This window comes from Psychromonas sp. KJ10-10, assembly GCF_047323245.1.
In the GTDB taxonomy this organism is placed as follows: domain Bacteria; phylum Pseudomonadota; class Gammaproteobacteria; order Enterobacterales; family Psychromonadaceae; genus Psychromonas.
In genome coordinates this window covers 248,860-273,256 of the sequence record NZ_CP178826.1, presented here as the reverse complement: position 1 = coordinate 273,256, position 24,397 = coordinate 248,860, and the positions used below count along the sequence as shown (strand labels likewise).

The following is a 24,397-nucleotide window of genomic DNA, read 5'->3' as shown; positions in this document are numbered from 1 at the left end:
ATAATTGGAAGTTAAATGGTGAGGTGCACATTAATAGTTACTTAGAATTGTTATTAAAAGTGATTACTAAGAATAATTTAACGTTAAACACAAAAATTAACATATAGTCACAGGTTTATGTTTGTATGTTATGATCAATTTATGTTTGCATTAATTGGTGATGTTATGATCCCAGCCGAAAGACACCGAAAAATATTAGCTATTTTAAAAAATCAGCAAGTGGTAAGTATTATAGAACTTGCTGATTTACTTGATGTTTCTCATATGACTGTACGACGAGATATTGATAAATTAGAAAAACAAGGTCGAGTTAGTTCTGTTTCGGGAGGAGTGCGACTTACCCATACTATTCATAGTGAATTATCTCGTGAAATGAAAATAATGCAATTTTCAGAACAAAAAGAGCAAATAGGTAAATTAGCAGTTGATCGTATTACTGCTAACTCTACAATCTATTTAGATGCTGGAACAACTTCTTTAGAAATAGCTCATCAATTAAGTGGTCGCGATGACTTGGTCATTATCACCAATGACTTTTCAATAGCTACATTCTTGATGGCTCATACTTTGAGTGATATTTATCATACCGGTGGTAAAGCAGATAGGGATAACCAATCTGCTGTAGGCTCTAAAGTGGCTGATTTTTTATTAAACGTTAATATTGATGTTGCTTTCATTTCCACTTCATCATGGAGTTTAAAAGGGCTATCGACTCCCAATGAAGATAAAATTATTGTTAAACGAGCCATAGCAAGATCTTCTAAGTTTTTGTATTTAGTTTCTGACTCATCTAAGTATGGAAAAATAGCTTCTTTTCATGCATTGAATATTGACAAAATAGATGCAGTGATCACGGACTCTGCATTACCTGATTCGGCTAAGTTAGAGCTTGAAGAAAAAGGTTTAGAAGTATTGTGTATTCATGCCTTATGACCTTTCATAAGGTGTTGTCAAATTGAAAATATCCCCTCGATAAATGTAGAAAAAAGTAGATTTACATGGTTAAAATTAGCCTATTAATATCGCAATAATTATTTTTCATTTTATGATAAATATTGTTATCTATTTTTATTCTTAGGAGCATAATCCAGCCGTTACAGGATTGGATTAATATCATTCTGTAAGGTTTTTAGTAGGTTAATCGTTGTTTATTTTAAAAAGGAAGCATCGTGAGTAAAGGCCAAGATAGTAAAAAAAATGGTAAGAAAAAACCACTTTTGACAGCAAAAGAAAAAAAGCAGTAAAAATAGCTAAAAAATCAAAAGTGGGTTTTTTAGGTAAATAAATATTACATGAAAGGTCATCATTCCCCGGTGACCTTTTAAAGTTTTAGTTTTCATAATGGTTATTAGTCAGTATTGTTAATCAATATTTATGTTAATGACTAAACCAATAAGTGAAGCTAAATGAAATCTCGCAGACGCTACCACGCCCCCGTTATCTATTACTTTGAAGCCGTTTATCGTTTAGGTTCTATTCGAGAAGCGACCCGATCTTTAAATATTGCCTCTTCTGCTGTAAGCAGACAAATTCAAAAACTAGAAGATGATTTAGGAGTGCAATTATTTGAACGCTTATCAAAAGGGATAATATTAACAGCGACCGGTGAAAGCTTTGCAAAACATGTGCAGATGGTATTACAAGATTCGCAACGTGTTTATTCTGAAATTGAAGCATTACAAGGCTTACAACGAGGCCATGTAGAAATAATCACTGTCGAAGGTCCAACCGTTGATTTATTACCTGAATTAATACTAAGGTTTAAAAAGCGTTATCCAAATGTGAGTGTCGGCATTAGCGTTGCTGGCTCTAAATCTATTGCTAATGAAATAATCGAAGGTCGCGCTGATATTGGATTGGTATTCGACCTTGAACGATATACTGAATTACATCAAGTACAAGTTAACCATTTTTCCTTAGGTGCGGTTGTTACTCCTAATCATCCTCTCGCAGAAAAACCTTATGTTACTTATGAGGAGTGCTTGGCATTTCCTTTGATTTTGAGTAAATCTGATTTATCTATCCATCATCGATTAGCTGGCTTAAAAGAACGAATTAGTTCTACACATTCAATCATTGAATCGGGTTCTGTTGAGTTGTCACGCAAATTAGCATTAAAAGAAATGGGCATTTGTTTCCAGACTAAAATAGGCATTGAAGCAGATATTATTAACAAACGTTTAAAACATATACCAATACATAATCCAGACCTTATTCTTTCTGAACTTGGTTTATATGTGAGAGCAAAACGCTCATTACCCGTGGCAGTAGATTATTTAGTGAGAGAGCTTGCTATTGAAATTGAAAAGTTAATTTCTTTAGAAGCTGATGCCGATTAGGCGAACAATGTAGTCTAAAAATAGCGCTATTCGCTATCAAATTGTCCTGTTATTGTGTTTATAACAATTTTAATACAATTGTAACAATTCTAATGCAATCGGCATGATTCATTTTGATAGGAGATGGCTAAAAATGCTCAATAAAGACAAACTCAAAGATTCCGTTTTACCGATAATCGACATTACAGGTTATGCCACCGCAGATCTCAAACTACAAAAGCAACTAGCTTGTAAAATTAAACAAGCTTGTTCCGATAAAGGCTTTTTTATATTGTCGGTCACGGTATTGATGATAAGTTAATCTCCGAACTATCCACGCATGCCGAGCATTTTTTTAATCTTCCTGAAAATGAAAAGATGTTACTAGATAAATCATTATCGCCAGCAAATTTAGGTTATGAACCGATTAAAAACCAAACCTTAGAAGAAGGTGCTCCACCTGATTTAAAAGAAGGGCTTTATATTGGTAATGAGTATGGTGATGAGCATCCGATGGTAAAAGAGAAAAGATTTAATTATGGCAAAAATAGATGGTTGGAGAATTCACAGGGTTTTCAAAAAGCGACTAATCAATATATTTATCAAATGACTGAATTAGCGACAAGTTTAATGTCTCTTTTAGCATTATCTTTGGATTTACCAAAAGATTATTTTAAAGAGTTTAATCATGAACCAGGTGTGCTTCTTCGCATGTTGCATTATCCACCGCAACCAGAGAATCCTTTACCTAATGAAAAAGGCTGTGGCGCGCATACCGACTTTGGTGGATTAACGTTATTATTGCAGGATAAAAATGGTGGCCTTCAAGTGTGGGATCGCGATGCCGAGACTTGGCTAGATGCACTTCCAATCGAGGGAAGTTTTATCGTTAATCTAGGGGATATGATTTCTCGTTGGACAAACGATAAATATCAATCGACATTGCATCGAGTAATTAATAAAAGCGGTAAAGAAAGATATTCAATGCCTTTTTTCTTTAGCGGTAATCCAGATCATATCGTTGCTTGTCTACCGACTTGTTTAACAGAGAATGAAGAACCTAAATACCCACCAATTAGGGTTGAAGAACATATGCGTGAAAGGTATCAAAAAACCTATTTGCAAGGATAATAATGATGCTATTTAAAGAGCAGATCGATAGCCATGAGTTAGTTTTTATTCATGGTGCTTGGGCGAGTGGTTGGGGTTGGTCTTCGTTAATCCCTTATTTAGAGTCAGAAAAAATTCACTGTCACGTTGTGGATTTACCGGGTAGTGAGACTAAAGAGGCGTCATTTCAATCTCAAGCTTCTTTACAGGATTATGTTGATTTTGTCTGTGCCAAAATGGATGCGATTGAAAAACCTGTATGGCTTGTGGCACATTCTGGTGGTGGTCTAACAGCTACTGCTGTTGCTGAAGCAGTGCCAGATAAAGTACTTGGTATTATTTATGTTGTTGCCATGATGTTGCCATCTGCTATGTCTTATGGCGATCTTTGTGCAAACGTGAGTAACAAACAAAATATAGATACAAAAGGTATTTCACCCCATTTAAAAACAACAGCGTTTGGCAGTTATATTGATAGTTTCTCTGCGGTAAAAGAGGTTTTTTACAGGATGCTTCAGATGAAATTGTATCTGACGTGGTGACTAAACTTGTTGCTCAGCCAGATGCATCTCGACTGGTCTCTGTTAGATGGACACCAGAACGTGCTGGTGGAGTTGCGAAATATTATATTGAAGCCTTGAGAGGACAATTCGGTGTTATTAGCTGTACAAAAAGAAATGCAAAAATTAACACCAGTGACTGAATCTGTTAGCTTAGATTGTGGTCATTTTCCGCAAGTGGTTATGCCGGAAGCGCTAGCATTAAAGATCAAAGCATTTATTAATTAACTATTTATTCCTCTTGCATTGCCCAGGTGACTCCTTGTGTGGTTGTATTTTTGATTAATCCTCTTTGACTAGGGGGAATGCCTTTTAAATGCTTTACCAAATCTTCTATAACAGGCAGTTTGTTTGCATAATAAGAATGTGATTCTGGGATGCTCCAAGGTGCGACATTCAAACCACTGGTATCAATGATATCAATATTATTAATATAACTGCCGGGCATGCCTAAGCGTTTTGCTTGATTAACTTTATTTGAAGCAATTAAAGCGCCATCATTCTCAGAAGTATAAAGGGCCCAGCGACTTGCTAAATTTTTAATGCGAGGAGCAAGTTGAAATTCAAACCACTCACTATCTACATCTGAGTGCGGCTAGAATAATACTTGTAAAAGGTGCGGTTTTATTTTGTTGCTTTAATGATAGTTCGTTTAATGCGTTAACCAGTACTTGGTTACCCATACTATGGGCAACAATATGGATATTTGTATCAGGGTTATTTTGCTGTAAATCAGTTAAAAATGTTGCAAAGTAACCCGCACTCCAAATTGCATCTTCTCTGTCTGATGCATAATCTAGAAGTGATGCATTCGAGGGCCAAGAAAATAAGATTGGCACCCCAGAATATTCAAAGTCATAAGCCATTTGTCCTGTGCGTTTAATAGCGGAACTAAATGCGACATTGTATCCATGCACATAAACAATAATACTGTCGTCCCAAACATCACCACCTTTATTATTAGGGATAGCGTCCCAAAAATTTTGTGAGCTCATTTCTTTAACATCTTGAATCAATACATGATCTTCACTGCTTTGAAGCCACTTAATGGAAAAGAAAGGCTGTTCTATTTCACCTCGGGTGTGATTGGCAGGAATAGAAACGATGGCTTTACCATAGTGTAAAGGCTGAATGGTATCTCTAGCACCTGAATATTCAACTGAATGGCGGTTTTCTAGCGCTCTGGTTGTACTATAAAAAACCGTTTGCAGGTGGTATTTTTTATTTTGAGCGGTACGACTCTTCACATTACTGGCTTTTTCTAAATGTAATGCCAGTTCTGCAAATGACTCATAAAGTGCTTCCGGCATTGTTTTATCCATTGCCTTATAAGCTAGGGCGTGAATTTCAACTATTTGGTCAAAGGATAGCCCTAAATCATCCATAAAATGAGATGTTGGATTCAAGATGATATTTTCACCGAGTAATTTGCGCGAAGAATTTAATATAATTAGGAGTTCTTGAGTAAGTTGTTCACAGGAAGTAGAAATAACCGAAACTTTTTTAAGTTTATTCTCAAGGTTAATTTGATAAAAGCCATGACTTTGAACATCGTTATTCAACCAGAGTAAATTTTCAACATTGGGATTTTGCACGATACTGGTAAAAGGAGATGATGTGGTAACTAGGGTGTTTTCTTTATTACCAAAAAGAGTCGATAATGTATTGTCAGGAATGGTGCATCGCAGTGAAGGATTTTTCTGTTTTACACTTGTAATCCCAGCTGAAGCCGAACTGACATTAAGAAAAGTAAAAATAACAAATAAACTTGCGATGAGTTTTCTTTTTATATTCAAAATGAAACTTCCTTTATTCTTTGGAATTAGTTTAACATTAAAGAATCAAAAATTTGTAGCTAAAGTAAAACATGGATTTTAAATTTATCAAAGGACTTCTTATTATGAATAATTGTATCAAGGCTTTTTATTTGATCGTGTTTGTTTTTACTTCCTTTACTTTACAGGCAAAGGAAACCTTTGCTGTCATTGTTGGTGTCTCCGAATATCCCACGTTAGAAAAGAATCTTAGCTTAGTTGGACCAAAATATGATGCGCTACGAGTGCGTGATATGTTATTGCAACAGGGGGTTCAACCACAAAATATTCAACTTTTAGCCGATGGTGTAGAGAAAGCCACATTACCCACTAAGGTAAACATTGTTAATGCTATGAAGTCGCTTACTGAACGAGTAAAAGCGGGAGACTTTGTTTATTTACATTTTTCAGGCCACGGTAGTCAACAACCAGCAATGCAAGGAAGTGATTTAAGTGATGGCCTTGATGAAATATTTCTACCCCGTGATATTGGAGCTTGGTCTGCACAAATTGGGTTAATTGAAAATAGTCTCACTGACAATGAAATGAATGTGATACTGACAGAAATAAGAAATACGGGGGCTAATGTCTGGGCTGTTTTTGATTCATGCCATTCAGGCACAATGACAAGGAGTGTGACAGGAAAAAAAGTAGTGTCTCGAAATGTTAGACCAAAATTATTAGGCGTTGAAAATGATACGGTGAATGTGGTGACACGATCAACGCTAAAGGAAGTGACGTTAGATACTGAAAATGCAGGTTTCTTAATTGCTTTCTCAGGTGCGCAAAGTAACGAAGAAGCTCCGGAAATGGAATTACCCAGTGCCAATGGAGATTTACCTCAAGGATTGTTCACCTACACACTGACATCATTAATTGGACAAAACCCTAACCTTTCATATCGCCAATTAGCCCAGGGTATTTTATCTGCTTACAATAGTTTACCTTGGCATAAAACGACGCCTTTATTTGAAGGTGGAGAAGCATTAGATAAACCTATTTTTGACCGAGAGGTTAGTGTTAATCTGCGTTACCCTGTGACTAAAAATAGAAATAAATATCAAATTCAAGCCGGTTTGTTAAATGGGCTAGAAAATGGCGCAATAGTGGAAGTATATGATTCAGTTACTGCCTCAGAACGAAGCGCGCTAATAGAGATAACAAAAGCACAGGTAGCCAGCAGTGAAGGTAAATTAATTGAAGGTGAAATAACTAATAAAAGCAGTTTTAGTCAGTTATTAAGACCCGCTTTACCAAGCCCTTTAACGATTAAATGGCAAGTAAATCCAGAACCTGTTTGGCTTGATGCATTAGATTTATTATTAAAACAAAGCGAGTTATTAAAACGCACCGTTACTTGGGTCGAGAGTGATCAAGCGGCGGATGTTTCTTTGTATGTTTCCGACGATTTATTATATTTCTTTTCTGTTGAAAATGAATTATTACCCTGTGCATTAAGTAAATCGGCGACTCAATGTCATGATCAAGAAAAATACCTCGCCAGTGAATACCAGATAACTGACAAAAATAGTATTTATAGCGTGTTAGAAAATGGAATATCTCGTTTTGTAAGAGCGAGAAATTTAATGCGATTATCCTTAACTATGGCAGGTAAAGCTTCAATCAATACTGAAGTTGAATTAAATGGTCAAGCAGTAACGCTTGATAAGCCAATTAGTGCGCAGGATGGTGATGAACTGTATGTTGGATTTATCAATAATGAGCGTAATCCGGTAGATTTAACCGTATTCTTTGTGGATAGTGGCTTAGGTATTTATCAGGTTTATCCCGAGCCAGGTTATAGTGGTCGCCTATTTACTGGGCAGTCTGCTGAATTTGAAGGAATAGTGAATGGTTCCACAACAGGCGAAGAACAATTTGTTGTTATATCTGTGCCAACTAGTAGGGAATCACCACCTATGACATTGAGTCATTTACAACAAGAACCGATGCAAAGTTTAAGCTTTTTGAAAAAACAGCGAAAAAAAGAGGCAATGGGCTCTCTGATATTTTCTCGCAATCACTAGGAGATGCACCTAAATCTCGAGCATTTACAAAAGCTAAAGTAGCACAAGCTCAAGCTAGCTTAAGTGTTATTCGTTTAAGAACCGAATAAAGCTTGTCAGAAAGTATCAATAAGGAAATGATAAAACATGGATGTGTTAGATAATCTAAAAGTAACATTATTGAAGTTTTATCAAAACTATACTGCTTTGTCTGCAATGGCTATTATTATTCCTATTTGGTGCATGGATTATTTATGTTGATCCCTATGAAATTGGTGGTGTTGGAGAGCGAAAAAGCGAAGAGGTGTTGTATCGCTTAACGGCTTCCTTGTATGACTCGCAAAAAAGTGAACCACAAATATTGGTTATTTTATTTAATGATAAATCAATTAATAACCTTTACCCGCAGATATGGGAATCTAATGATTGGCCACTATCCTACATTGACCAAGTTAACTTCCTTTCTACCATCATGGCTCAATCGCCAGCGTACGCTATTTTATGATGTGATGTGGATGAAACAAAGATCCACAGATGCAAGTTTTGATAGAGCAATGGAAAAGTTAAAACGCACACAACAAGCCACAGATACACCTTTATTTATGGCTAAAGGCAGTGTCGACTCGTTAATAACAGAGAATATGCAGACACAATTACAAGCATTTTCTCAATTAGTCATTAATGGTTGGCAGGGAAAGGAGATCAATACCCTTTATATATTGATAAACATCCAACAACTGCGATGGTTCTTTATCAAACCTATTGCCAGACACGTAGTTGCCAATTTATGGATGCAGATTCAAGTTATCCTGTGAGTGTTAGGTGGAGTTCATTAGCCGCACCTGTTTTATTACCTCATCGACAAGCTGAATGTGAAAATCCCACTACTAATATTCTCGCCTTAGCGGTAAATGCTTTTAGCAGTGTGATGCATAATATTGTGCCTGGGCTTACAGCTACCAATAAAAAAACAATTTGCCCATCACAGCGCGTGCTTTATGCCGATGAAGTAATGGCTTTAGCTAGATCACCTATTCAGTCAGAAAGAGAAATGTTGAAGACTTGGGTAAGCAATAGCATTGTATTAGTTGGTGGGCAAATTGATGGCATTTATGATTATGTGGTCTCACCAGTGCATGGTTCTCTTCCTGGTGTGTTTTTCCATGCTATGGCTTTGGATAACTTGATTGTTTATGGCGATGCCTACACACAGGAAGTTCCCTATTCTAAAGAACTAAATTTGCTAGTTTGGTGTATTTATATTTTAGCATTAGTGATGCTTAAAAGATCAAAGAGCGATAATCCATTCATTCAATTTTTACAGCAAAAATTATGGTTAATGTGCTTTATCTATATAACGCTTATGTTAAGTTTATTATTCCTGATATTTCATGCTTCACCATCTAGTTGGATATCATTAATCACATTAGGCTGGATTGGCGTAAAGGTTATTGAACAGTTGGAAGCATTTTACGAGGGAGGTAAATAAATGAAAAAAATAATTTTTATTCTTCTAGCGTTAAGCTTCAGCCTACAGACGCATGCCTCCATATTAATAGAAGAATGGATTGAACCTGCGGTTGATCTTCAGTTCGCAAATGGCACATGGAAAGTGTTTTTAGCTAAAGACTTGCCAGCGCCACCTATTATTATCAATAGAGTTGAAGGCAATAATTTATTAGTTCGCCTAAGACGGATCGGTTTAGTGTGGGTAGGGCGCTCATCAGTAAGGTTAAGTGAAGAAAACTTATTACTTAATTGCCAAAAGACAGATTCCACTAAAGCAACAGATTATAAAAGCTTTGGTATGAGGGGCGAATTAGATAACTCATCACAGCCTATTGCCTTGAAATGTATCAATAACGAAAGTTAAAGGGTTAAACCAAAGGGGTTAACTTGCTTATCAATTAATGGAAATTCACCTATGTTAATAACCAGACATCTGTACCGCTTAATCATCTTAAGTTGCTTATTTTCCGTTAATATTGACGCACAAACCTTTCCTGAATATCAAGCTGATTATAATGTTACTGTTACAAGTGTCAGTGACCATAAACGACTAGTACGTGCTAGAGAAGATGCCGACAGGCAATCTGTTGAAGAAAAACACGAAGTGTTTACCCGCAGTTTAACTAAGTTTAAAGACAATAATAAAGATAAATGGTTGTTGCATTCCTTGGTTAGTTTACGCAAAGAACAAGGGGGATATGAAAGTTTTGGTATTCAACCTAAGGTTTTAGTTTATTACTACGATGGCGATCAACTCATTTCTGAGGCATTAAAAAAAGAAGGTGAGACACAGGCAAAAACCATAAACCTAGATCAAGAATCTCATCAACGTGTCACCAATATTGCGCAAGATTATACCTATTATAATACTCTTATTTATATGGCTTCTGCCTATGATTATACACTTAAACAAGCAATCTCTTTAAAGGAAGAAGAACTAAAACAACACTTCATTGCTGATTCAGGAGAGATCCAACTTGTATCCCTGCAAACTAAATGGCAACAAAGTGTTGCCAATTTTCAAGTAACAACATCTGCAAAAAAACTAGATGAGAAATGTACTTATAACTTCTCTATCCTAGTGGAAAGCGGGAAACCTGTAACCTTAAATAAAAGCTGTTATTCACATGCCAGTGCGCAAAAGGTTAACTATTACTTAGTAGAAACACTTATCAGGAATTATAGCTACAGTGATGACGAAATCAGTAAGTTATCACCTAATCCTGTTCCGCAGTCCCAACCTAGTGGTGAGCTATTATCCTTAGAGTACTCCGATGAAAATGATCAACTGGTCCTATTAACACAACAAATGTCGACTGATAAAAGAGAAACCTCATTTTATGATGTGCGACAAAATAAAATAATCAAATCACTTAAAAGTGGAGGTGATAAATTACAACTTAGTGAGAAGGGCCATTTTGCCTTTGATATTGATACACAGTTTTCTGCAATGCAGGCTTGGGTACCAATAGGCGATAAATTAACCCGTTTCGGTTATACCCGAGCAGTTAGAAATAAACCCAGTATTATAGATACCAGTGTGGTGGAAGTTTATCCTTTAACTCTTGATGAACAGTATCAATTACAAATTTGGAATCTCGGATACCAAAAAAGTGAAAGTTATGATTTAAGTGAAGTGAAAGCAGAGGTAATTGCTTACGGCGCTAACAATAAATTAATCACGCTTAATAAACAGGGAAAACTTGGTTTATATCATTTTGAAATAGATACAAGTGCCTGTGAAAGTGGAAAAGCGGATGCTTATTGTGAGGTTGTCAGTTCTTCATTAAGTCCGTTAGAAAACTCCTACACAATCGATATTGGTTGGCAAAAAGAAGAGCAATCTGAAGCACCTAGTATTACAAGGTTAATTGCACACCCTAGTGAGCCCTTAGTTATTTTTTGTAGTGAGTCAATATTTCGATGTGGCGCTTTAAACTACAGCACCCAAGAAGTTGTATTAAACAATATTTTTAATATCGCGGACTTTAATGGTAATGAAATAATTACAGCAAATGCTCGTTTTAGTTTAGATGGCCAGCTAATTAAAGATTATGACAATTTTGGTTTACCAAACAAACGCATTAGCGTCTCAAATAAACGTAATGTTTTTTTAAGGATGGTTACGACTGGAATAGAGTGGATCACAATGGGCTTCCATCTGGGATCAATATTACAGTTCATGATATTGAAACAGGTAACACACTAACAACACTAGCAAATGAAACGGTTGTTGCAACGGATCTACATGTACTGTCTGATGGCGTCATTGCATTAGTCGCACCAGGGCCTCAACAAACAAGTATCCATTTATACTCTTTGCAGGATTTAAAACAGCAAACCATGAAGGTGCCATTTTCTACTAGAAAAGTTGCTTTTAACAGTCAATGGGTTTTATTAACATCCAATGAAAGCAATATTCTAGCTGATTTAAAAGGTAATGCATTACCACCAATACCAGGTGCATTTTCAGATTTTAAATTAACAGAAGATCATTTATTTTATGCACAGGGAAATCAAATTCATCGATTAAATTTACAAGACAAAACCAATCAAGTAATACATACCTTAAGTGACAAAATCATCGCTTTTGAGTTATTTGATGAGCAAGGTGATCAATTAGTTGCACAGCTAATGAAAGGCAAGTTTGAATTACCGCATAGCAATAAAATATTATCATTACCTTATTATGGTGCTTCCGCTAAACGTTCTATTACCTATTCTGAGTATTTGAAGCAATTTTTTGTTTCAGGTTTAGTTGGTTATTCCAAAGCATTTAATCCCAATATCCCAATGATTCAAGCCTTTAATAAGTCAGGTGAGCGGGTAATGGAAATGTACCCTGTTTGGAATAAAATTGAGATGATGCAAACCAATACTAATAATGAATTATGGGCAGGAACAGAGACTGGTGAAATTATTATATTTGATATTCGATCTGGTTTAATAAAGGAACGTATAAGTAAAGCTCACCTAAGATCAATCAAAGATATTAAACAGTATGACCAAGGCAGAATGTTAAGCAGTGGGGCGGATGGAGCTGTTAAGCTTTGGCATATAGAGCAGTTAAACGAGTCTCACTATAAGGTCACTCCCCAAATAATTTATAAGTCATTTTTAGAAACTGATATTGGTCAGAGACAATCTAAACTCGCGCTGACGATTAATACCGATATTAATGATGATCATATTATTAGTACCGCGGATGGTTATTACATGGCGACACCAAAAGCACTTCATAAAGCGAGTTTTATGAATAATGAAGCAATAATGGATTATAACCGTTTTGATTTTTGGTTAAACAGACCCGACATTATACTTAAACAACTTGGCTCTGAAGCAAGCTCAGAAATAAAAATGTGGCAACGTATCGTAGATATTCGTAAAAAAAGATTCCCTAATAGACTAGATATTTTTAGATTAAATGAGCAAAAGCTAAGTATAAAAGCGCAGGGACCTAAACAGTTGGTGCAGGCTGACGAAGTTGTTTTAAATTACCAAATTACAGGGGAAATAGATAATAGTAAAAAGCTAATGGTCAGTGTTAATCAAGTACCAATAGATGGAATTGAAGGGCGTATAATTCAATCAAATGAAGGTTCAATTACTCTACCTTTAAGTAATGGTGAAAATAAAATAAAACTAACCGTGGTAGATGAACTGGGAAGGCAATCAAATAGTCAATTCTTTAATTATTATCGAGAAACCCCTGAACCAGTAAACCTGTATGTTTTAGCGGTGGGCGTTTCAGATTATAAACACGATGCAATTCCTGACCTTGATTATGCTCGCTAAAGATGCAAATGATATTACTAATGCTTTTACAAAAAGCATGTACTTTCAATCAGTTAAAGTAAAAACATTAACCGATGCACAAGCTACAAAAGAAAACATTTTAGCCGCCAAAGCATTTTTACAACAAGCAAAACCACAGGACCAAGTGGTTGTGTTTTTTGCCGGTCATGGTTTCCTAGATGAAGAAAAAAACTTCTACTTTGGTAGCAGTGATATTAATCCAGAGCGCTTAAGTGATAAAGGACTTGAATATGCGGAGATAAATTATCTGCTTGATGGTATTAATGCACGTAATAAATTATTGCTACTTGATAGTTGTCACTCAGGTGAGGTAGTTGAAAACTATCAAGTAAAAGCCATGCCAGAGGGAGTTACTTCTCGAGGGTTTGCTGTTAAGTCGACCCCTAAAAAAGAACAGGATCTCGCCATCTCTTTTGACTTATTACAAAAAACTTTCATTGACCTAAGAGCTTCAACAGGTGCTGTTGTTATAAGTGCTTGCTGGTGGATTGGAATATGCGTTGGAGCTACCCCCATATAAAAATGGCGTGTTTACTGCGAGTATTCTAAAAGCCTTTGACGAGCCAATTGCAGATGAAAACCAAGACGGGAAATTATCAACTTCAGAGTTGCGTAAATATACTTACCAAAAAGTAACAGAATTAACTTCTGGCCAACAACAACCAACGACACGAGCCTATAACTTAGATAACGACTTTATTGTTTATTAAAACAAAGGCTTATCATAGATCAAAAAACGAGTAGCTTATGTGTTGATTTTATTGACAGTCTTTTAATTTTTTTTACACTTGTCTAAATTTATTCATCTGTCTAATTTTTATTGCTCTGTACTTCCATGAACTTGAAAAGTGATAAAAATAGAATTCTCAAGTTAGAAAGTGGAGAAGAGTCATGAAATTATCTCGCAAAGACTTTCCTGGTTTAAGCAAGTCAAAATTAGAAATTGTAGATGCATTTATTGCACTTCTTAGTGAATATGACTTTCAAAAAATTACTATCCAGCAAATTGCACAGAAAGCGGATGTGGCTAGAGCGACCGTTTATAATCACTTTAAAAGTAAAGAAGACATACTCAGGTGTTACATTCAATGTATGACAATAGAGTATCAACAAGAGGCCTCTCACTTTGTTGATCCAACTATTTGTGATCTTGCTTATACTGCTTTTGTTCATTGGAAAAAGCATCATGAGTTTATTCATGTGCTGTTACGCAACGATATTTATATTTTGGTTTTAGATGAATTTATTCGATTTTTTAAACATAACCCAATAGAAGCTGAGGCTGAAAGAGTATTTAATGCACAATTTGATAATCGAAATATGCTTGATTATCATCGGGATTTTATCGCCTCTGGTTTATGGATGCTCCTTAAGCGTTGGGTGGAAAATGGTATGCAAGAATCTCCCTTAGAAATGGCGACAAGCTATGAAAAATTTGTGCTTAGGTAACTTAAAGAGTCGATGTGGTGTTTGTTATCGCCCTACATTGAAGTTTAGCCCTTAAGGTAGAAGTGACTATTAACAAAGAAGAAAGCAATAAATTCATATATTTTGGTTTTTGGGGTAAGCCATAAAAATACCTGCAGAGTCAAAAATCATCCACCTGTAGTCCAGAGCTATTTTGCTCTTACTATTAGCTAAATTTTGTTATTCTTGTTAGTTTTATCTAAATTGACCAATTTCTTCGTGGTAGAGAAAACCAGCCGTTTTTAATCTTTCTTCAAGGTGCTTACGGTCAATGTCATAGGTTTTTGCTAATTCATCGAGGTTTCCGTTAAACTCATTGCGTAATTTCATATTAACAATGCTCATGGCCATGACTGGGTCCATTTTTTCTAAATTATCTAAATACATATATTTATCCTTTTAAATTAAATATAGGTATCAATAAAAGTATCTATTATTGATACCTGATGTGGCTAAATCATAGGGGAAATATAGTGGTAGACCCTAAGACTGTGTGGTTGCTCGAAGCATCCATGCCGTTTTTTCATGAGTCAGCATACGGTCAGAAACAATCGATGCAGTAGATTCATCATCTGCTTTTTGAGCTAATTTTAATACTTCACGACAGGTTTCTAATAACTTGTTCATGAGATGCAGTTAAAATTGCTACCATTTGCATTGCATCAGTAATACCAGCAACTTCTTCGATTGAAGTTAATTCATTAAACTCTTTGTAAGTACCTGGTCTGTCGCAATACCTAATGCACGGATACGCTCTGCGATATCATCAACGGCTGTTGATAACTCAGTGTAATGCTCTTCAAACATAAGGTGCAATTCACGAAACTGTGGCCCTGTGATATTCCAGTGAAAATTATGTGTTTGTAGATATAAAGTATAAGAGTCAGCAAGTAAGCGTTTTAAGCCTGATGCTATTTCAATTCTATCTTGTTCATTAATGCCTATGTCCATTTTATTTTCCTTGGTTAGATTGTTGTTTTTAAGTTTGCTAAATTGTTTAATTAAAAACTCTAGTAGCTAATTATTATTGAAATACTTTATTACCTCTTTCAGAGTAATAATTTTATTCTGTCATAGTTTTTTATATATTTCCTATGATATTGATCGGAAAACCGTGCAATTCATATTGCCAAATTTTTACAAGATACTTTTTATTGTATTTATTTTTAATCCATTGTGGTTAGCATGCTAACTATTGCTTCAAATAAATAATTTAAATTAGCGATTTAAATTATTTAGCATTTTTTTAATGGTTGACCTTACTTGTTGTAACTCTTCTTCACTAATGCCAGCCATAATTTGTTTTGTATTTTGTTTAGCAAAAGGAATAAGTTCACACTGTATATTTCGTCCTTCATCGGTTAAATAAACGCGATTAGAGCGTCCATCCACTGGGTCAGGGTGACGTATAATTAGATTATTTTTCTCAAGTTTCTTAATTAAATTCAACACAGACACTTTTGAAATATCAGAGCATTTAGCAAGTTCTTGCTGTGTTACGCCATCTTGCTTACCTAAACACATTAATAACATCCATTGCTCAGATGTAATGGCATATCCGTTGTGTATAAAACGAGAGTTTAAGGTTTCACGCATATACTTCACACAGCTAGACATCAACATTGGTATCGATTCACTCATGTTGTAGTTATTGTTGTTATCGGACATTTATATTATTCACTTTAAAAATATAGTTAGCATGCTAACTATATTTTGACTTCATGTCAATTCACTTAATATTATTTACGCTTAACTTATAAATATTGAAGGATTACTTGTTACTAACATTACCTTGTCTGTAATAAAAGGGCCTGTTAATGTGACAAAATGGGTAATAAAAACGCGATAAAAGTATCAAGGTTTTAAGGCGAGACAAGTACTCCAAAGCCACCGTACCTCATTATGATTTATAATTTTAATGTGGAAAGAACAAAAATATGGGAGGTAATATTTTTGTTCTAATTGTCAGCAAAGGTAATTAGTCTTAAGCATACTCTTTTTCTATAGGCATCGCTTCCATCAATCCTTTTGTATAGGGATGTTGAGGAGTATTCATTACTATGTCTGTCGATCCTTGTTCTATTATCTCACCCTCCTTCATGACTAATATTCTCTGGCTCAACATTTTTACAACGTGTAAATCATGACTAACAAATAAATAACTTAGTCCTAATTTACGGCGTAGCTTTTCTAATAATTGTAGTACGGTTGCTTGCACTGAAACATCTAATGCCGAGGTCGGTTCATCTAAAATGAGTAATTTGGGTTGAAGAGCAATTGCACGAGCAATGCCAACCCTTGCTTTCTGTCCACCGCTTAATTGGTGAGGCAAACGATTAATAAGTGATAAAGGTAAACCAACTTGCTCTGCTAACTTCTCTATCTTAACCTTTAAATCCTGTTTATTAATTTGAGGGCCTAACCTTAATAAAGGTTCTGCAATTAAATCAAAAACAGAATGACGTGGATTTAAAGAGCCGGTGGGATCTTGAAATACCATTTGTATTTCTTTTCTGAGGGGATGTCTTATAAATGAATGGCTAGATATTTCAGTAATATCAATACCATCGAATATAATTTTTCCTTCAGAGGGATCTTCTAGACGAGTTAACATGCGTGTGGTCGTTGATTTGCCACTGCCAGAACCTCCTACTAACCCTACACATTCACCAGGAAATATTTCAAAATTACTATTCGCAACTGCTACAAAAGGCTTATTTTCAGTGTTTTTAAATGGAAGCCACGATTTTTTTGTCTCACCATAAACTTTACGTAAGCCTGTAATAGATATTAGTGGTTGAGAAGAAATAACCGGTTCTGCTAATTTTAAATAAGAAGGGAGTTCTGCTGTTAAGTTAGCAACAGATTCGCTTCTGGCTGGCGTTGCTAGCAATAGTTTTTGTGTATAGGGGTGTTTAGATTCGCTAAAGAATTTATCTCGAGTATTTTGTTCTACTACTCGTCCTTTTTCCATAACGACAAATTTATCACAGTATTGAGAAGCAAGGCTAAGATCATGAGTTATCAAGATAACGGCTAAACCTTCTTTTTTACCAGATTATCAATTAAATCCATGATCGATTTTTGAGTTGTTACATCTAACCCCGTTGTTGGTTCATCTGCAATTAGCACTCTGGATTTACAAGCTAATGCTAGTGCAATCATGACTCGCTGACACATACCACCACTAAGTTCGAAGGGATAAGCATTTCTCACCCTTTCAACATCATAAATTTCTACTTGATGTAATAGTTTTGTAATCTCCTCACTAATTGTCGAGAAAGAAGGGAAGCCATGCGTTCGTAACATATCACTAAGATGCTCACCTACTTTACGTATAGGGTTTAATGTTGACATCGGGTTTTGAAATATCATCGCTATTTCTCGACCACGAACTTCACTTAGCATCTGTTTATCCGCATTATGGAGTGCCATACCATGGTAATTAATTTCTCCCTCTGCTAATCGACCATTTTTATCGAGCAGATTGAGAATACTGTATGCGGTGACTGATTTTCCACTGCCACTTTCACCAACTAATGCCAATGTTTCACCTTTATTTAGAGTGAAGCTGACATCTTCAACGGCTCTAACAATGCCAGATCGGGTTTCAAAATCGATAGCTAAATGACTGACTGTAAGTAAAGGATTCTTATTTTGTTCCATTATTAAGTCCTTTTTGAGGATCAACGAGGTCACGTAATGTGTCACCTAGTAAGTTAAAGCTGAATACGGCTAGCATGAGAATAAATCCAGGAAACAGAACTAACCACCATTGACCAGAAATAATATAGTCAGCACCCTCGGCAACCAAAATACCCCATTCAGCAGACTGGTGGACGAACCACCTAAGCCAATAAATGATAACCCGGCAGCGATTAAGTATTGCCCAACCCATATTAGTTGAAATTTGTACTACCAAATTGGGTAAACAGTTAGGGAAAATATGATGCAGTAAAGTCCTCATATGGCTGTTTCCTGATAATAATGCGACCTGAACATATTGACGATCACGTTGTAAACTGACTTCTGCTCTTGCTATACGAATATAAAAAGGAATATTAATAATTGCCGTTGCATAAATTACATTGATAAGTGAATTTCCCATTACAGCAACAATGCCCATCGCGAGCACAAATAACGGAAAAGCTAATACAATATCACCCACTCGACAGATAATACGTTCGTACCAACCTCCAAAGTAAGCGACCATACTGCCTAGTGCTGTTCCGATAACGAAACTAATTGCAACGGCAGTAAAAGCAATGCCTAAGTCTAAACGCGTTGCAACCATCACGCGTGAAAAGACATCTCTTCCTAAGTGATCGGTACCAAACCAATGAGAGATATTTGGCGCTTCTAACGCTATCGCAGTGTTACTTTTAAGTGGGTCAAAAGGCACCCAGTAATTAGCGGTGAGCGCGATAAAAACATAAAAACCAAATAACCCTAATGAAATAAGAGAAAGGGGATTTTTTCGTGCTAAAAACCACAACCTGTGTAATAAGCTTTCTTTCTCAGTCACAGTATTATTCATTACGTCCCATCCTCGGATCAAAAAGTGTATATAGAATGTCGATAATTAAATTTAAAGTAACGAATAGTACGGCCATAATCAGTACAAACCCTTGAATCGCAACAGTAGTCAGATGCAACTAATGCATCAATAGCAAATGAACCTACTCCAGGCCATGAATAGACTTTCTCTACTAATACATTACCGCCAAGTAAGAAACCAAATACTAAGCCAATTACAGTTAATAGAGGTAATGAAGCATTCTGTAGAGCATAAACATAAATGCGTACAGAAGATTTAATGCCATTTGCTTTGGTCGCTTTTACATATTCACTGCCTAGTGCGGTGATCATTGAAGAACGAGTCATTCTTGCAATAGGGGCAAGCGCACATAAGGCTAAAGTAACAGCTGGCAATATTAGCTGTGAAAGCGCCGCAAAAAGGTTTCGTAATCCGATGCGATTAAAGCATCAATAGTAAAAAATCCTGTTACATGTGGTGGTGCAAAATAGATAAAATCTAACCTGCCAATTGGTGAAGGGGCCCACCCTAAAATGTAATAGAAGATAAACATTAAAAATAATCCACTGAAAAAAATCGGGGTTGATGCGCCAGCGGTGACTAATATTCGGCAAAGATGATCTATCCATGTATTAGGTTTTAATGCTGATAAAATACCCAATGGTATGGATGTTATAAGCGCCAAAAATAAACCAAATAACGTTAACTCTAAAGAAGCAGGAAGACGTGTTTTAAGTTCTTCACTAACACTCTGTCCTGTACTGAGACTTTGTCCAAATTCTCCCTGAGCAATATTTTTACAGTAAGTTATAAATTGATACATTAGTGTTCGATCAAGGCCGAGCTTTTCACGCACTTGCTGAATAGAAGCTTCATCAGCCATTGCCCCTGCAAAATAAACCGCAGGGTCTCCAGGAAGTGCACGAGTTAAACTAAAGGAGATGACAAGCACCCCCAATAGTGTCGGGATCGCTAACATCAGACGTTTGAAAATCAAAGTCACTTTGTCATAGATCATGGGATCCCTTACTCCTTAGTAAATGCTCTAATATCTAATTGACGATGGAACCAGTTCACATATCCACTTACATTGTTACGCATTACAACATCTAAGGAAGGTTGCCATAATGGAATCATTGGCACTTCATCTGTTGCAACATCTATCATACGTAAAACATTTGGAGCATATTGTTCACTTTCAACAGGCATGTTTAATGTACTATCAACTAAACCTTTAATTTCAGCATTGTCATAGTTCATTGAGTTGAATAAGTGACCTTTGATGTAAGCCCAGAAGAAGTAGTAATCAGGATAATTTAACCAACCACCAAAGTTTTTAAGGTGTAATTCTAAGCCTTTTTCAACTAATGCCTTAGTACGCCAGCTTGCGCCAGGTATTTTATTAACAGGAGATTCAATGCCAATTGCTTTAAGGTTTTCTTGAAGCAGTAAGGCCGTTGGTTCAGTCCATTGCGCAAAACCTAAATCAATTGAAATAGGAACAGTGAACCCATCTGGATAACCGGCTTCAGTAAGTAGAGCTTTGGCTTTTTCTAAGTCTGTTGTATAAGGAAAAGGTTGAGGCCAAACAGGACTTGTTGCTTTTTCTGTTTTACGTCCCCACAGTGGTTCACCCATACCATAAGCTCGCAACATCAAAAATTTGCTGATAAGGTATTGCGTAGGCTATCGCTTGACGAACTTTTTTGTTAGTAAAAGGTTCAAACTGCATATTCATACCAATCGCATGTATTGTGTTATCAATTGCAGAACTAGATACTTTTAAGTCTTTATTTGCTTGTAATTCTTTAACATCTTTTGCTGGCAGACTTAATGCAACATCGGCATCACCACGTTCAATTAAAGCACGACGTGTTGCTGAGCTTGGTACTTCACGTACAATCACGCGTTGCATTTCTGGTAAAGAACCATTTTTCCATTTATCGAAACGTTTATAAACAAGCTGTTGTCCAGGATTCCATCTTTCTAACATATAAGCACCACCACCTGCTGGTGTTTTATGTAGGTATTCAGTTGCCCATGGGTCTTCTTCTGTTGCATGAGCTAAGGCAACATCTGAGTTAATAATAAAAGGGATGGGAACAGCTAGATCAGGGAGTGTTAACTTACTTGCTTCTGGCATAGTGATTTTGAATGTATGCTCATCTACAGCAGAGAATTGTTCTGGGGAAACAAGTCCACCAGCTTTCATTTGCACCGTAGGGAAACCACCTAAACTAACAGCACGATCAAACGACCATTTTACATCTGTAGCAGTGATGTCAGAACCATCCCAAAAAGTGGCATCTTCACGAATATGAAATAAATAGGTTAATCCGTCTTCTGATATTTCCCAACTCGTTGCAAGCTCAGGTTTAATTGTTTCGGAGTCATATTTAAGGTTTCCATCACCAGTGTCTTTAATACCGAAAGTCACAAGGCGGTCATACATATTAATCGCAACTTGATAACTTGGTCGGTTTGTTCCCGCTCGATGAAGATCTAAACTATTAATGCTTCCACCTGAAACAACAACTAATGTATCTTCGCGAGAAGCGACTTGCGCACTTGGTATTACAGAGCCCAGTGTAGAAACTGCAAGTAACGCGTATAAGCTTGCTTTAGTAGGTAATTTTATTTTGTTTTTTAGATTATTTATCATAATCCCTCCTTAGGTGTAAAAATAAAGTTAATAGTTATTTGAAAGAATAATTTCCTTCATCCACATAATTGGCTAATTAATAACTGATCTGCACTTACATGTTTTTAAATCTGGTGTTGAAACTTAATTGAGTGATTTGTTACCCCCTAAATATGAGCATTGATTTCTATGATATTGAGTAGCAAGGGTATGAATTAATGCATCACATTGACCTTGAGCAATTAAAGTAATACTGGAAGGCAATGCATCATTACGTAGTTTGCCTGGAACGGCTATCGCACATAAATCCAATAAATTTACAAAATTTGTGTAGGTTCCAAGGCGACTGTTAGGGGCGATAGGATCTAATTCAATATCTTTGGTATAAACCATCCCTGGTATAGAAGGGACACACATAACATCTATATCTTTTAAAATAGCACTGGTTTGTTTACGTAATGCTTGTAAACGATAAAACGCATTAAATGTATCTCGAGCAGAAAATTGATGTGCTGAAGTGATTATTTTATGTGTTATTGGGTGAAGTGCTTGCGGTTGTTGATCAATAAATGGAGTTAATGTCGCTAATCGTTTCTGCAACCCAAGGTCCTTCATATAGTAGTTTTGCTACTTCATAGAAAGGGTTGAAATCTATTTCAATCAGCTTGGCTCCTTTATTCTTCCAATACTCAAGTGCTTGTTCAAAAGCTTCTTTTTGTTCGGGTTCATCTATTATCAAACTATTTGAATCAGGGATTGCCATAGTGAATTGAGTTGGAAATTCTTGCTTTTCTTGGCCAGTATAAGGTACTGAAAAGGCATCTTTGTCATCGTATTGGCGACACTGTGCATAAACTTTTGAAGCATCTTCAACCGTTAATGCAAAAATAGAAACAGTATCAAGAGAACGACAGGCAGGTACAACACCCTGTGCAGAAATACTGCCTAATGTTGGTTTAAGACCCACAATATTATTAAGTGCGCAGGAACTCGTCCTGAACCTGCTGTATCTGTACCTAATGAAAAACAAACATGATTATGTGAAACCGTCACTGCTGAACCTGAACTAGAGCCACCAGGAACGAGTTTAGGGTTGATTGCATTTTTCGGAGCTGGATAGGGAGTTCTTAATCCAACTAGTCCGGTTGCAAATTGATCTAAATTTGTTTTACCAATAACAATTGCCCCTGCGTTCTTTAACAAAGAAATCACGTAAGCATCTTGTTTTGCTACGTATTTATATTCTTCACAAGCAACGGTTGTTGGCATTCCTTCAACATCAATATTATCTTTTACGGCAAATGGGATACCCCAGAGAGGCTTTAAATCAAGGTCAAAAGGGCCAAGTTCTTCAATCGCTTTAGATAACTGTTCATCACTGGACATATATAAATAGATGCCTTCGTCGTTAGTCTTAGAGATACGAGATAATGATTCAGCAATAACTTCACTAGGCTTTAATCCCGAATGATATGCTTTGTGTATTGAATCAATTGTAAAAGAAAGGTTGGTTAACATAATTCCTCCTGCAGTTAACAATATATGTAGTAAAGCAATTAAAGGTGATGCTGTATGCTGTTACTTTTGCATTATTGCGATGCAAATATTGCACTGGTTATGGGTTTTGCAATATAGTGAGCTTTTAGTTTTTAGTTTTTAGCTTTTGAGAATGGATTGATGCATGAAACAATTTTTAGACTTTCGTTATTTTCAGGTAGTAGCTAAAACTGGCTCAATACGTAAAGTCGCAGATAAGTTATCAATCACATCAACAGCCCTCAATAGACGTATTTTGGCAATGGAAGCTGAGTTAGATGAAAAGTTATTTGAACGCCAAGCAACAGGAGTGAGACTTTCTGTCGTGGGGGAACTATTTTTGCACCATGTACAAAAACAGATAGCTGATCTTGAACGAGTAAAAAGTCAAATTTCAGATCTTAGTGGTATTCGACGTGGACATATAAATATTGCCTGTAGCCAAGCATTACTCACGTCATTTTTCCCTGAACAAATCGCTAAATTTCGTGGGCAACATCCAGCGGTCACTTTTAGTCTTTATTTAAGGGATCGTAAAGCGACAGAAGAAACACTTCTAGATAATAGTGTCGATTTAGCAATCGTATTTGAGCCAGTACATATGAATGAATTACAGGTACTTATATGTAAAGAGCAACAACTCTATGCAATTATGCCAATTGATCATGAGTTGGCAGAAAAAGAAGAGTTAAAGCTCAGCGACTGTACTAACTATCCTTTAGCACTTCCTACTAGTGAATATGGAGTACGTAAGATTTTAGATTTTAAAGCTAATTGGTCAAGATTAGACCTTTCTCCTGCTGTTGAGTCCGATAGTTTCGAATTTCTGCGTAATCATGTTATTAATGAAGGATGTATTACTTTTCAAATTGAAATTGGCCTGCCTCAAATATTGAAAGAAATTGGTTTAGTAGCAGTTCCTTTATCTAAAGCAGATATGGTCGCGGGTAGTATGTATTTAATACAGAAAAAAGCCGTACATTGCCTACGGTCGCTGCTCGTTTTGCAGAGCAATTAATACAAACTCTTTCTCAATAGTTAGCCAAAAGGTGTTCTAGTCCTGATAGTTAAGGTGAGGCTTCT

At 36.1% G+C, this 24,397-nt stretch carries 29 protein-coding genes and 2 pseudogenes; 17 read left to right on the top strand and 14 right to left on the bottom strand.

Annotated features, from left to right (window positions below; translation table 11 throughout):
- The first annotated feature begins 141 nt into the window (after positions 1-141).
- The 6 genes from ACLKMH_RS01555 (at position 142) to ACLKMH_RS01530 (ending at position 4,216) form a co-directional block, all read left to right on the top strand.
- Entirely contained in the window at positions 142-933 is a 792-nt protein-coding gene (locus ACLKMH_RS01555) for a DeoR family transcriptional regulator (RefSeq protein ID WP_413700603.1), read from the top strand.
- Positions 934-1,406: 473 nt separating this feature from the next.
- Positions 1,407-2,339: a LysR family transcriptional regulator gene (locus ACLKMH_RS01550; RefSeq protein WP_413700602.1), complete on the top strand. Its 933-nt coding sequence runs from the start codon at positions 1,407-1,409 to the stop codon at positions 2,337-2,339.
- A 133-nt stretch (positions 2,340-2,472) separates the two neighbouring features.
- Positions 2,473-2,640 carry a hypothetical protein gene (locus tag ACLKMH_RS01545; RefSeq protein ID WP_413700601.1) on the top strand — a complete coding sequence of 56 codons (168 nt, stop codon included), beginning with the start codon at positions 2,473-2,475 and terminating at the stop codon, positions 2,638-2,640.
- The gene (locus tag ACLKMH_RS01540; protein WP_413702227.1) at positions 2,610-3,449 is read left to right on the top strand and encodes an isopenicillin N synthase family dioxygenase; all 840 of its coding nucleotides are present in this window, start codon (positions 2,610-2,612) and stop codon (positions 3,447-3,449) included. The genes ACLKMH_RS01545 and ACLKMH_RS01540 overlap by 31 nt, the downstream gene beginning before the upstream one ends.
- Positions 3,450-3,451: 2 nt before the next feature.
- Positions 3,452-3,970 carry an alpha/beta fold hydrolase gene (locus ACLKMH_RS01535; protein WP_413700600.1) on the top strand — a complete coding sequence of 173 codons (519 nt, stop codon included), beginning with the start codon at positions 3,452-3,454 and terminating at the stop codon, positions 3,968-3,970.
- Between the two features lie 111 nt (positions 3,971-4,081).
- Positions 4,082-4,216 carry a hypothetical protein gene (locus ACLKMH_RS01530; protein ID WP_413700599.1) on the top strand — a complete coding sequence of 45 codons (135 nt, stop codon included), beginning with the start codon at positions 4,082-4,084 and terminating at the stop codon, positions 4,214-4,216.
- Positions 4,217-4,220: 4 nt separating this feature from the next.
- On the opposite strand, the gene ACLKMH_RS01525 is transcribed toward ACLKMH_RS01530, so the two are convergent.
- Entirely contained in the window at positions 4,221-4,436 is a 216-nt protein-coding gene (locus tag ACLKMH_RS01525) for a hypothetical protein (protein WP_413700598.1), read from the bottom strand.
- Positions 4,437-4,563: 127 nt separating this feature from the next.
- Positions 4,564-5,784, bottom strand: a complete 1,221-nt coding sequence (locus ACLKMH_RS01520; RefSeq protein ID WP_413700597.1) for an alpha/beta hydrolase — start codon at positions 5,782-5,784, stop codon at positions 4,564-4,566.
- 104 nt (positions 5,785-5,888) lie between these two features.
- Between ACLKMH_RS01520 and ACLKMH_RS01515 the strand changes: the two genes are divergently transcribed.
- From ACLKMH_RS01515 to ACLKMH_RS01470, 10 genes are all read left to right on the top strand, one after another.
- Positions 5,889-7,829 (top strand): caspase family protein, encoded by a 1,941-nt coding sequence (locus ACLKMH_RS01515; protein ID WP_413700596.1) that lies wholly within the window; start codon positions 5,889-5,891, stop codon positions 7,827-7,829.
- 283 nt (positions 7,830-8,112) lie between these two features.
- Entirely contained in the window at positions 8,113-8,313 is a 201-nt protein-coding gene (locus ACLKMH_RS01510) for a hypothetical protein (RefSeq protein ID WP_413700595.1), read from the top strand.
- Between the two features lie 10 nt (positions 8,314-8,323).
- On the top strand, positions 8,324-8,623 hold the full coding sequence (locus ACLKMH_RS01505) for a hypothetical protein (RefSeq protein WP_413700594.1): 300 nt from the start codon (positions 8,324-8,326) through the stop codon (positions 8,621-8,623).
- Positions 8,596-9,297 (top strand): CHASE2 domain-containing protein, encoded by a 702-nt coding sequence (locus ACLKMH_RS01500; RefSeq protein WP_413700593.1) that lies wholly within the window; start codon positions 8,596-8,598, stop codon positions 9,295-9,297. Before ACLKMH_RS01505 ends, ACLKMH_RS01500 begins: the two co-directional genes overlap by 28 nt.
- Entirely contained in the window at positions 9,298-9,681 is a 384-nt protein-coding gene (locus ACLKMH_RS01495) for a hypothetical protein (protein WP_413700592.1), read from the top strand.
- A gap of 51 nt (positions 9,682-9,732) precedes the next feature.
- Positions 9,733-11,526, top strand: a complete 1,794-nt coding sequence (locus ACLKMH_RS01490) for a hypothetical protein (protein ID WP_413700591.1) — start codon at positions 9,733-9,735, stop codon at positions 11,524-11,526.
- Positions 11,457-13,112 (top strand): hypothetical protein, encoded by a 1,656-nt coding sequence (locus ACLKMH_RS01485; RefSeq protein ID WP_413700590.1) that lies wholly within the window; start codon positions 11,457-11,459, stop codon positions 13,110-13,112. Before ACLKMH_RS01490 ends, ACLKMH_RS01485 begins: the two co-directional genes overlap by 70 nt.
- Entirely contained in the window at positions 13,102-13,653 is a 552-nt protein-coding gene (locus ACLKMH_RS01480; RefSeq protein WP_413700589.1) for a caspase family protein, read from the top strand. Before ACLKMH_RS01485 ends, ACLKMH_RS01480 begins: the two co-directional genes overlap by 11 nt.
- Entirely contained in the window at positions 13,634-13,843 is a 210-nt protein-coding gene (locus ACLKMH_RS01475) for a hypothetical protein (protein ID WP_413700588.1), read from the top strand. The genes ACLKMH_RS01480 and ACLKMH_RS01475 overlap by 20 nt, the downstream gene beginning before the upstream one ends.
- A 181-nt stretch (positions 13,844-14,024) precedes the next feature.
- Positions 14,025-14,582, top strand: a complete 558-nt coding sequence (locus ACLKMH_RS01470; protein WP_413700587.1) for a TetR/AcrR family transcriptional regulator — start codon at positions 14,025-14,027, stop codon at positions 14,580-14,582.
- Positions 14,583-14,795: 213 nt separating this feature from the next.
- On the opposite strand, the gene ACLKMH_RS01465 is transcribed toward ACLKMH_RS01470, so the two are convergent.
- The 12 genes and pseudogenes from ACLKMH_RS01465 to ACLKMH_RS01410 form a co-directional block, all read right to left on the bottom strand.
- Positions 14,796-14,987, bottom strand: a complete 192-nt coding sequence (locus ACLKMH_RS01465; protein WP_413700586.1) for a DUF4250 domain-containing protein — start codon at positions 14,985-14,987, stop codon at positions 14,796-14,798.
- 96 nt (positions 14,988-15,083) lie between these two features.
- A pseudogene (locus tag ACLKMH_RS01460) lies at positions 15,084-15,551 on the bottom strand (Dps family protein).
- A gap of 267 nt (positions 15,552-15,818) precedes the next feature.
- On the bottom strand, positions 15,819-16,268 hold the full coding sequence (locus ACLKMH_RS01455; protein ID WP_413700585.1) for a MarR family winged helix-turn-helix transcriptional regulator: 450 nt from the start codon (positions 16,266-16,268) through the stop codon (positions 15,819-15,821).
- Between the two features lie 316 nt (positions 16,269-16,584).
- Positions 16,585-17,628, bottom strand: coding sequence for an ATP-binding cassette domain-containing protein (locus ACLKMH_RS01450; protein ID WP_413700584.1), 1,044 nt, complete (start codon positions 17,626-17,628; stop codon positions 16,585-16,587).
- 8 nt (positions 17,629-17,636) lie between these two features.
- Positions 17,637-18,266 carry an ABC transporter ATP-binding protein gene (locus ACLKMH_RS01445; RefSeq protein WP_413700583.1) on the bottom strand — a complete coding sequence of 210 codons (630 nt, stop codon included), beginning with the start codon at positions 18,264-18,266 and terminating at the stop codon, positions 17,637-17,639.
- The gene (locus ACLKMH_RS01440; protein WP_413700582.1) at positions 18,253-19,137 is read right to left on the bottom strand and encodes an ABC transporter permease; all 885 of its coding nucleotides are present in this window, start codon (positions 19,135-19,137) and stop codon (positions 18,253-18,255) included. Before ACLKMH_RS01440 ends, ACLKMH_RS01445 begins: the two co-directional genes overlap by 14 nt.
- A gap of 17 nt (positions 19,138-19,154) precedes the next feature.
- A complete protein-coding gene (locus tag ACLKMH_RS01435) occupies positions 19,155-19,532 on the bottom strand; it encodes an ABC transporter permease subunit (protein WP_413700581.1) in 378 nt (125 codons plus the stop codon).
- Between the two features lie 2 nt (positions 19,533-19,534).
- Positions 19,535-20,155, bottom strand: a complete 621-nt coding sequence (locus ACLKMH_RS01430) for an ABC transporter permease (RefSeq protein ID WP_413700580.1) — start codon at positions 20,153-20,155, stop codon at positions 19,535-19,537.
- 8 nt (positions 20,156-20,163) lie between these two features.
- On the bottom strand, positions 20,164-20,793 hold the full coding sequence (locus tag ACLKMH_RS01425; RefSeq protein WP_413700579.1) for an ABC transporter substrate-binding protein: 630 nt from the start codon (positions 20,791-20,793) through the stop codon (positions 20,164-20,166).
- A complete protein-coding gene (locus tag ACLKMH_RS01420) occupies positions 20,768-21,799 on the bottom strand; it encodes an ABC transporter substrate-binding protein (RefSeq protein ID WP_413700578.1) in 1,032 nt (343 codons plus the stop codon). The genes ACLKMH_RS01425 and ACLKMH_RS01420 overlap by 26 nt, the downstream gene beginning before the upstream one ends.
- Positions 21,800-21,922: 123 nt before the next feature.
- Positions 21,923-22,378 carry a hypothetical protein gene (locus ACLKMH_RS01415; RefSeq protein ID WP_413700577.1) on the bottom strand — a complete coding sequence of 152 codons (456 nt, stop codon included), beginning with the start codon at positions 22,376-22,378 and terminating at the stop codon, positions 21,923-21,925.
- Positions 22,341-23,296, bottom strand: a pseudogene (locus ACLKMH_RS01410) (amidase family protein). The gene ACLKMH_RS01415 and the pseudogene ACLKMH_RS01410 overlap by 38 nt, the downstream one beginning before the upstream one ends.
- 163 nt (positions 23,297-23,459) lie before the next feature.
- Here ACLKMH_RS01410 and ACLKMH_RS01405 point away from each other — a divergent pair.
- The gene (locus tag ACLKMH_RS01405) at positions 23,460-24,332 is read left to right on the top strand and encodes a LysR family transcriptional regulator (protein ID WP_413700576.1); all 873 of its coding nucleotides are present in this window, start codon (positions 23,460-23,462) and stop codon (positions 24,330-24,332) included.
- Positions 24,333-24,397: the final 65 nt, after the last annotated feature.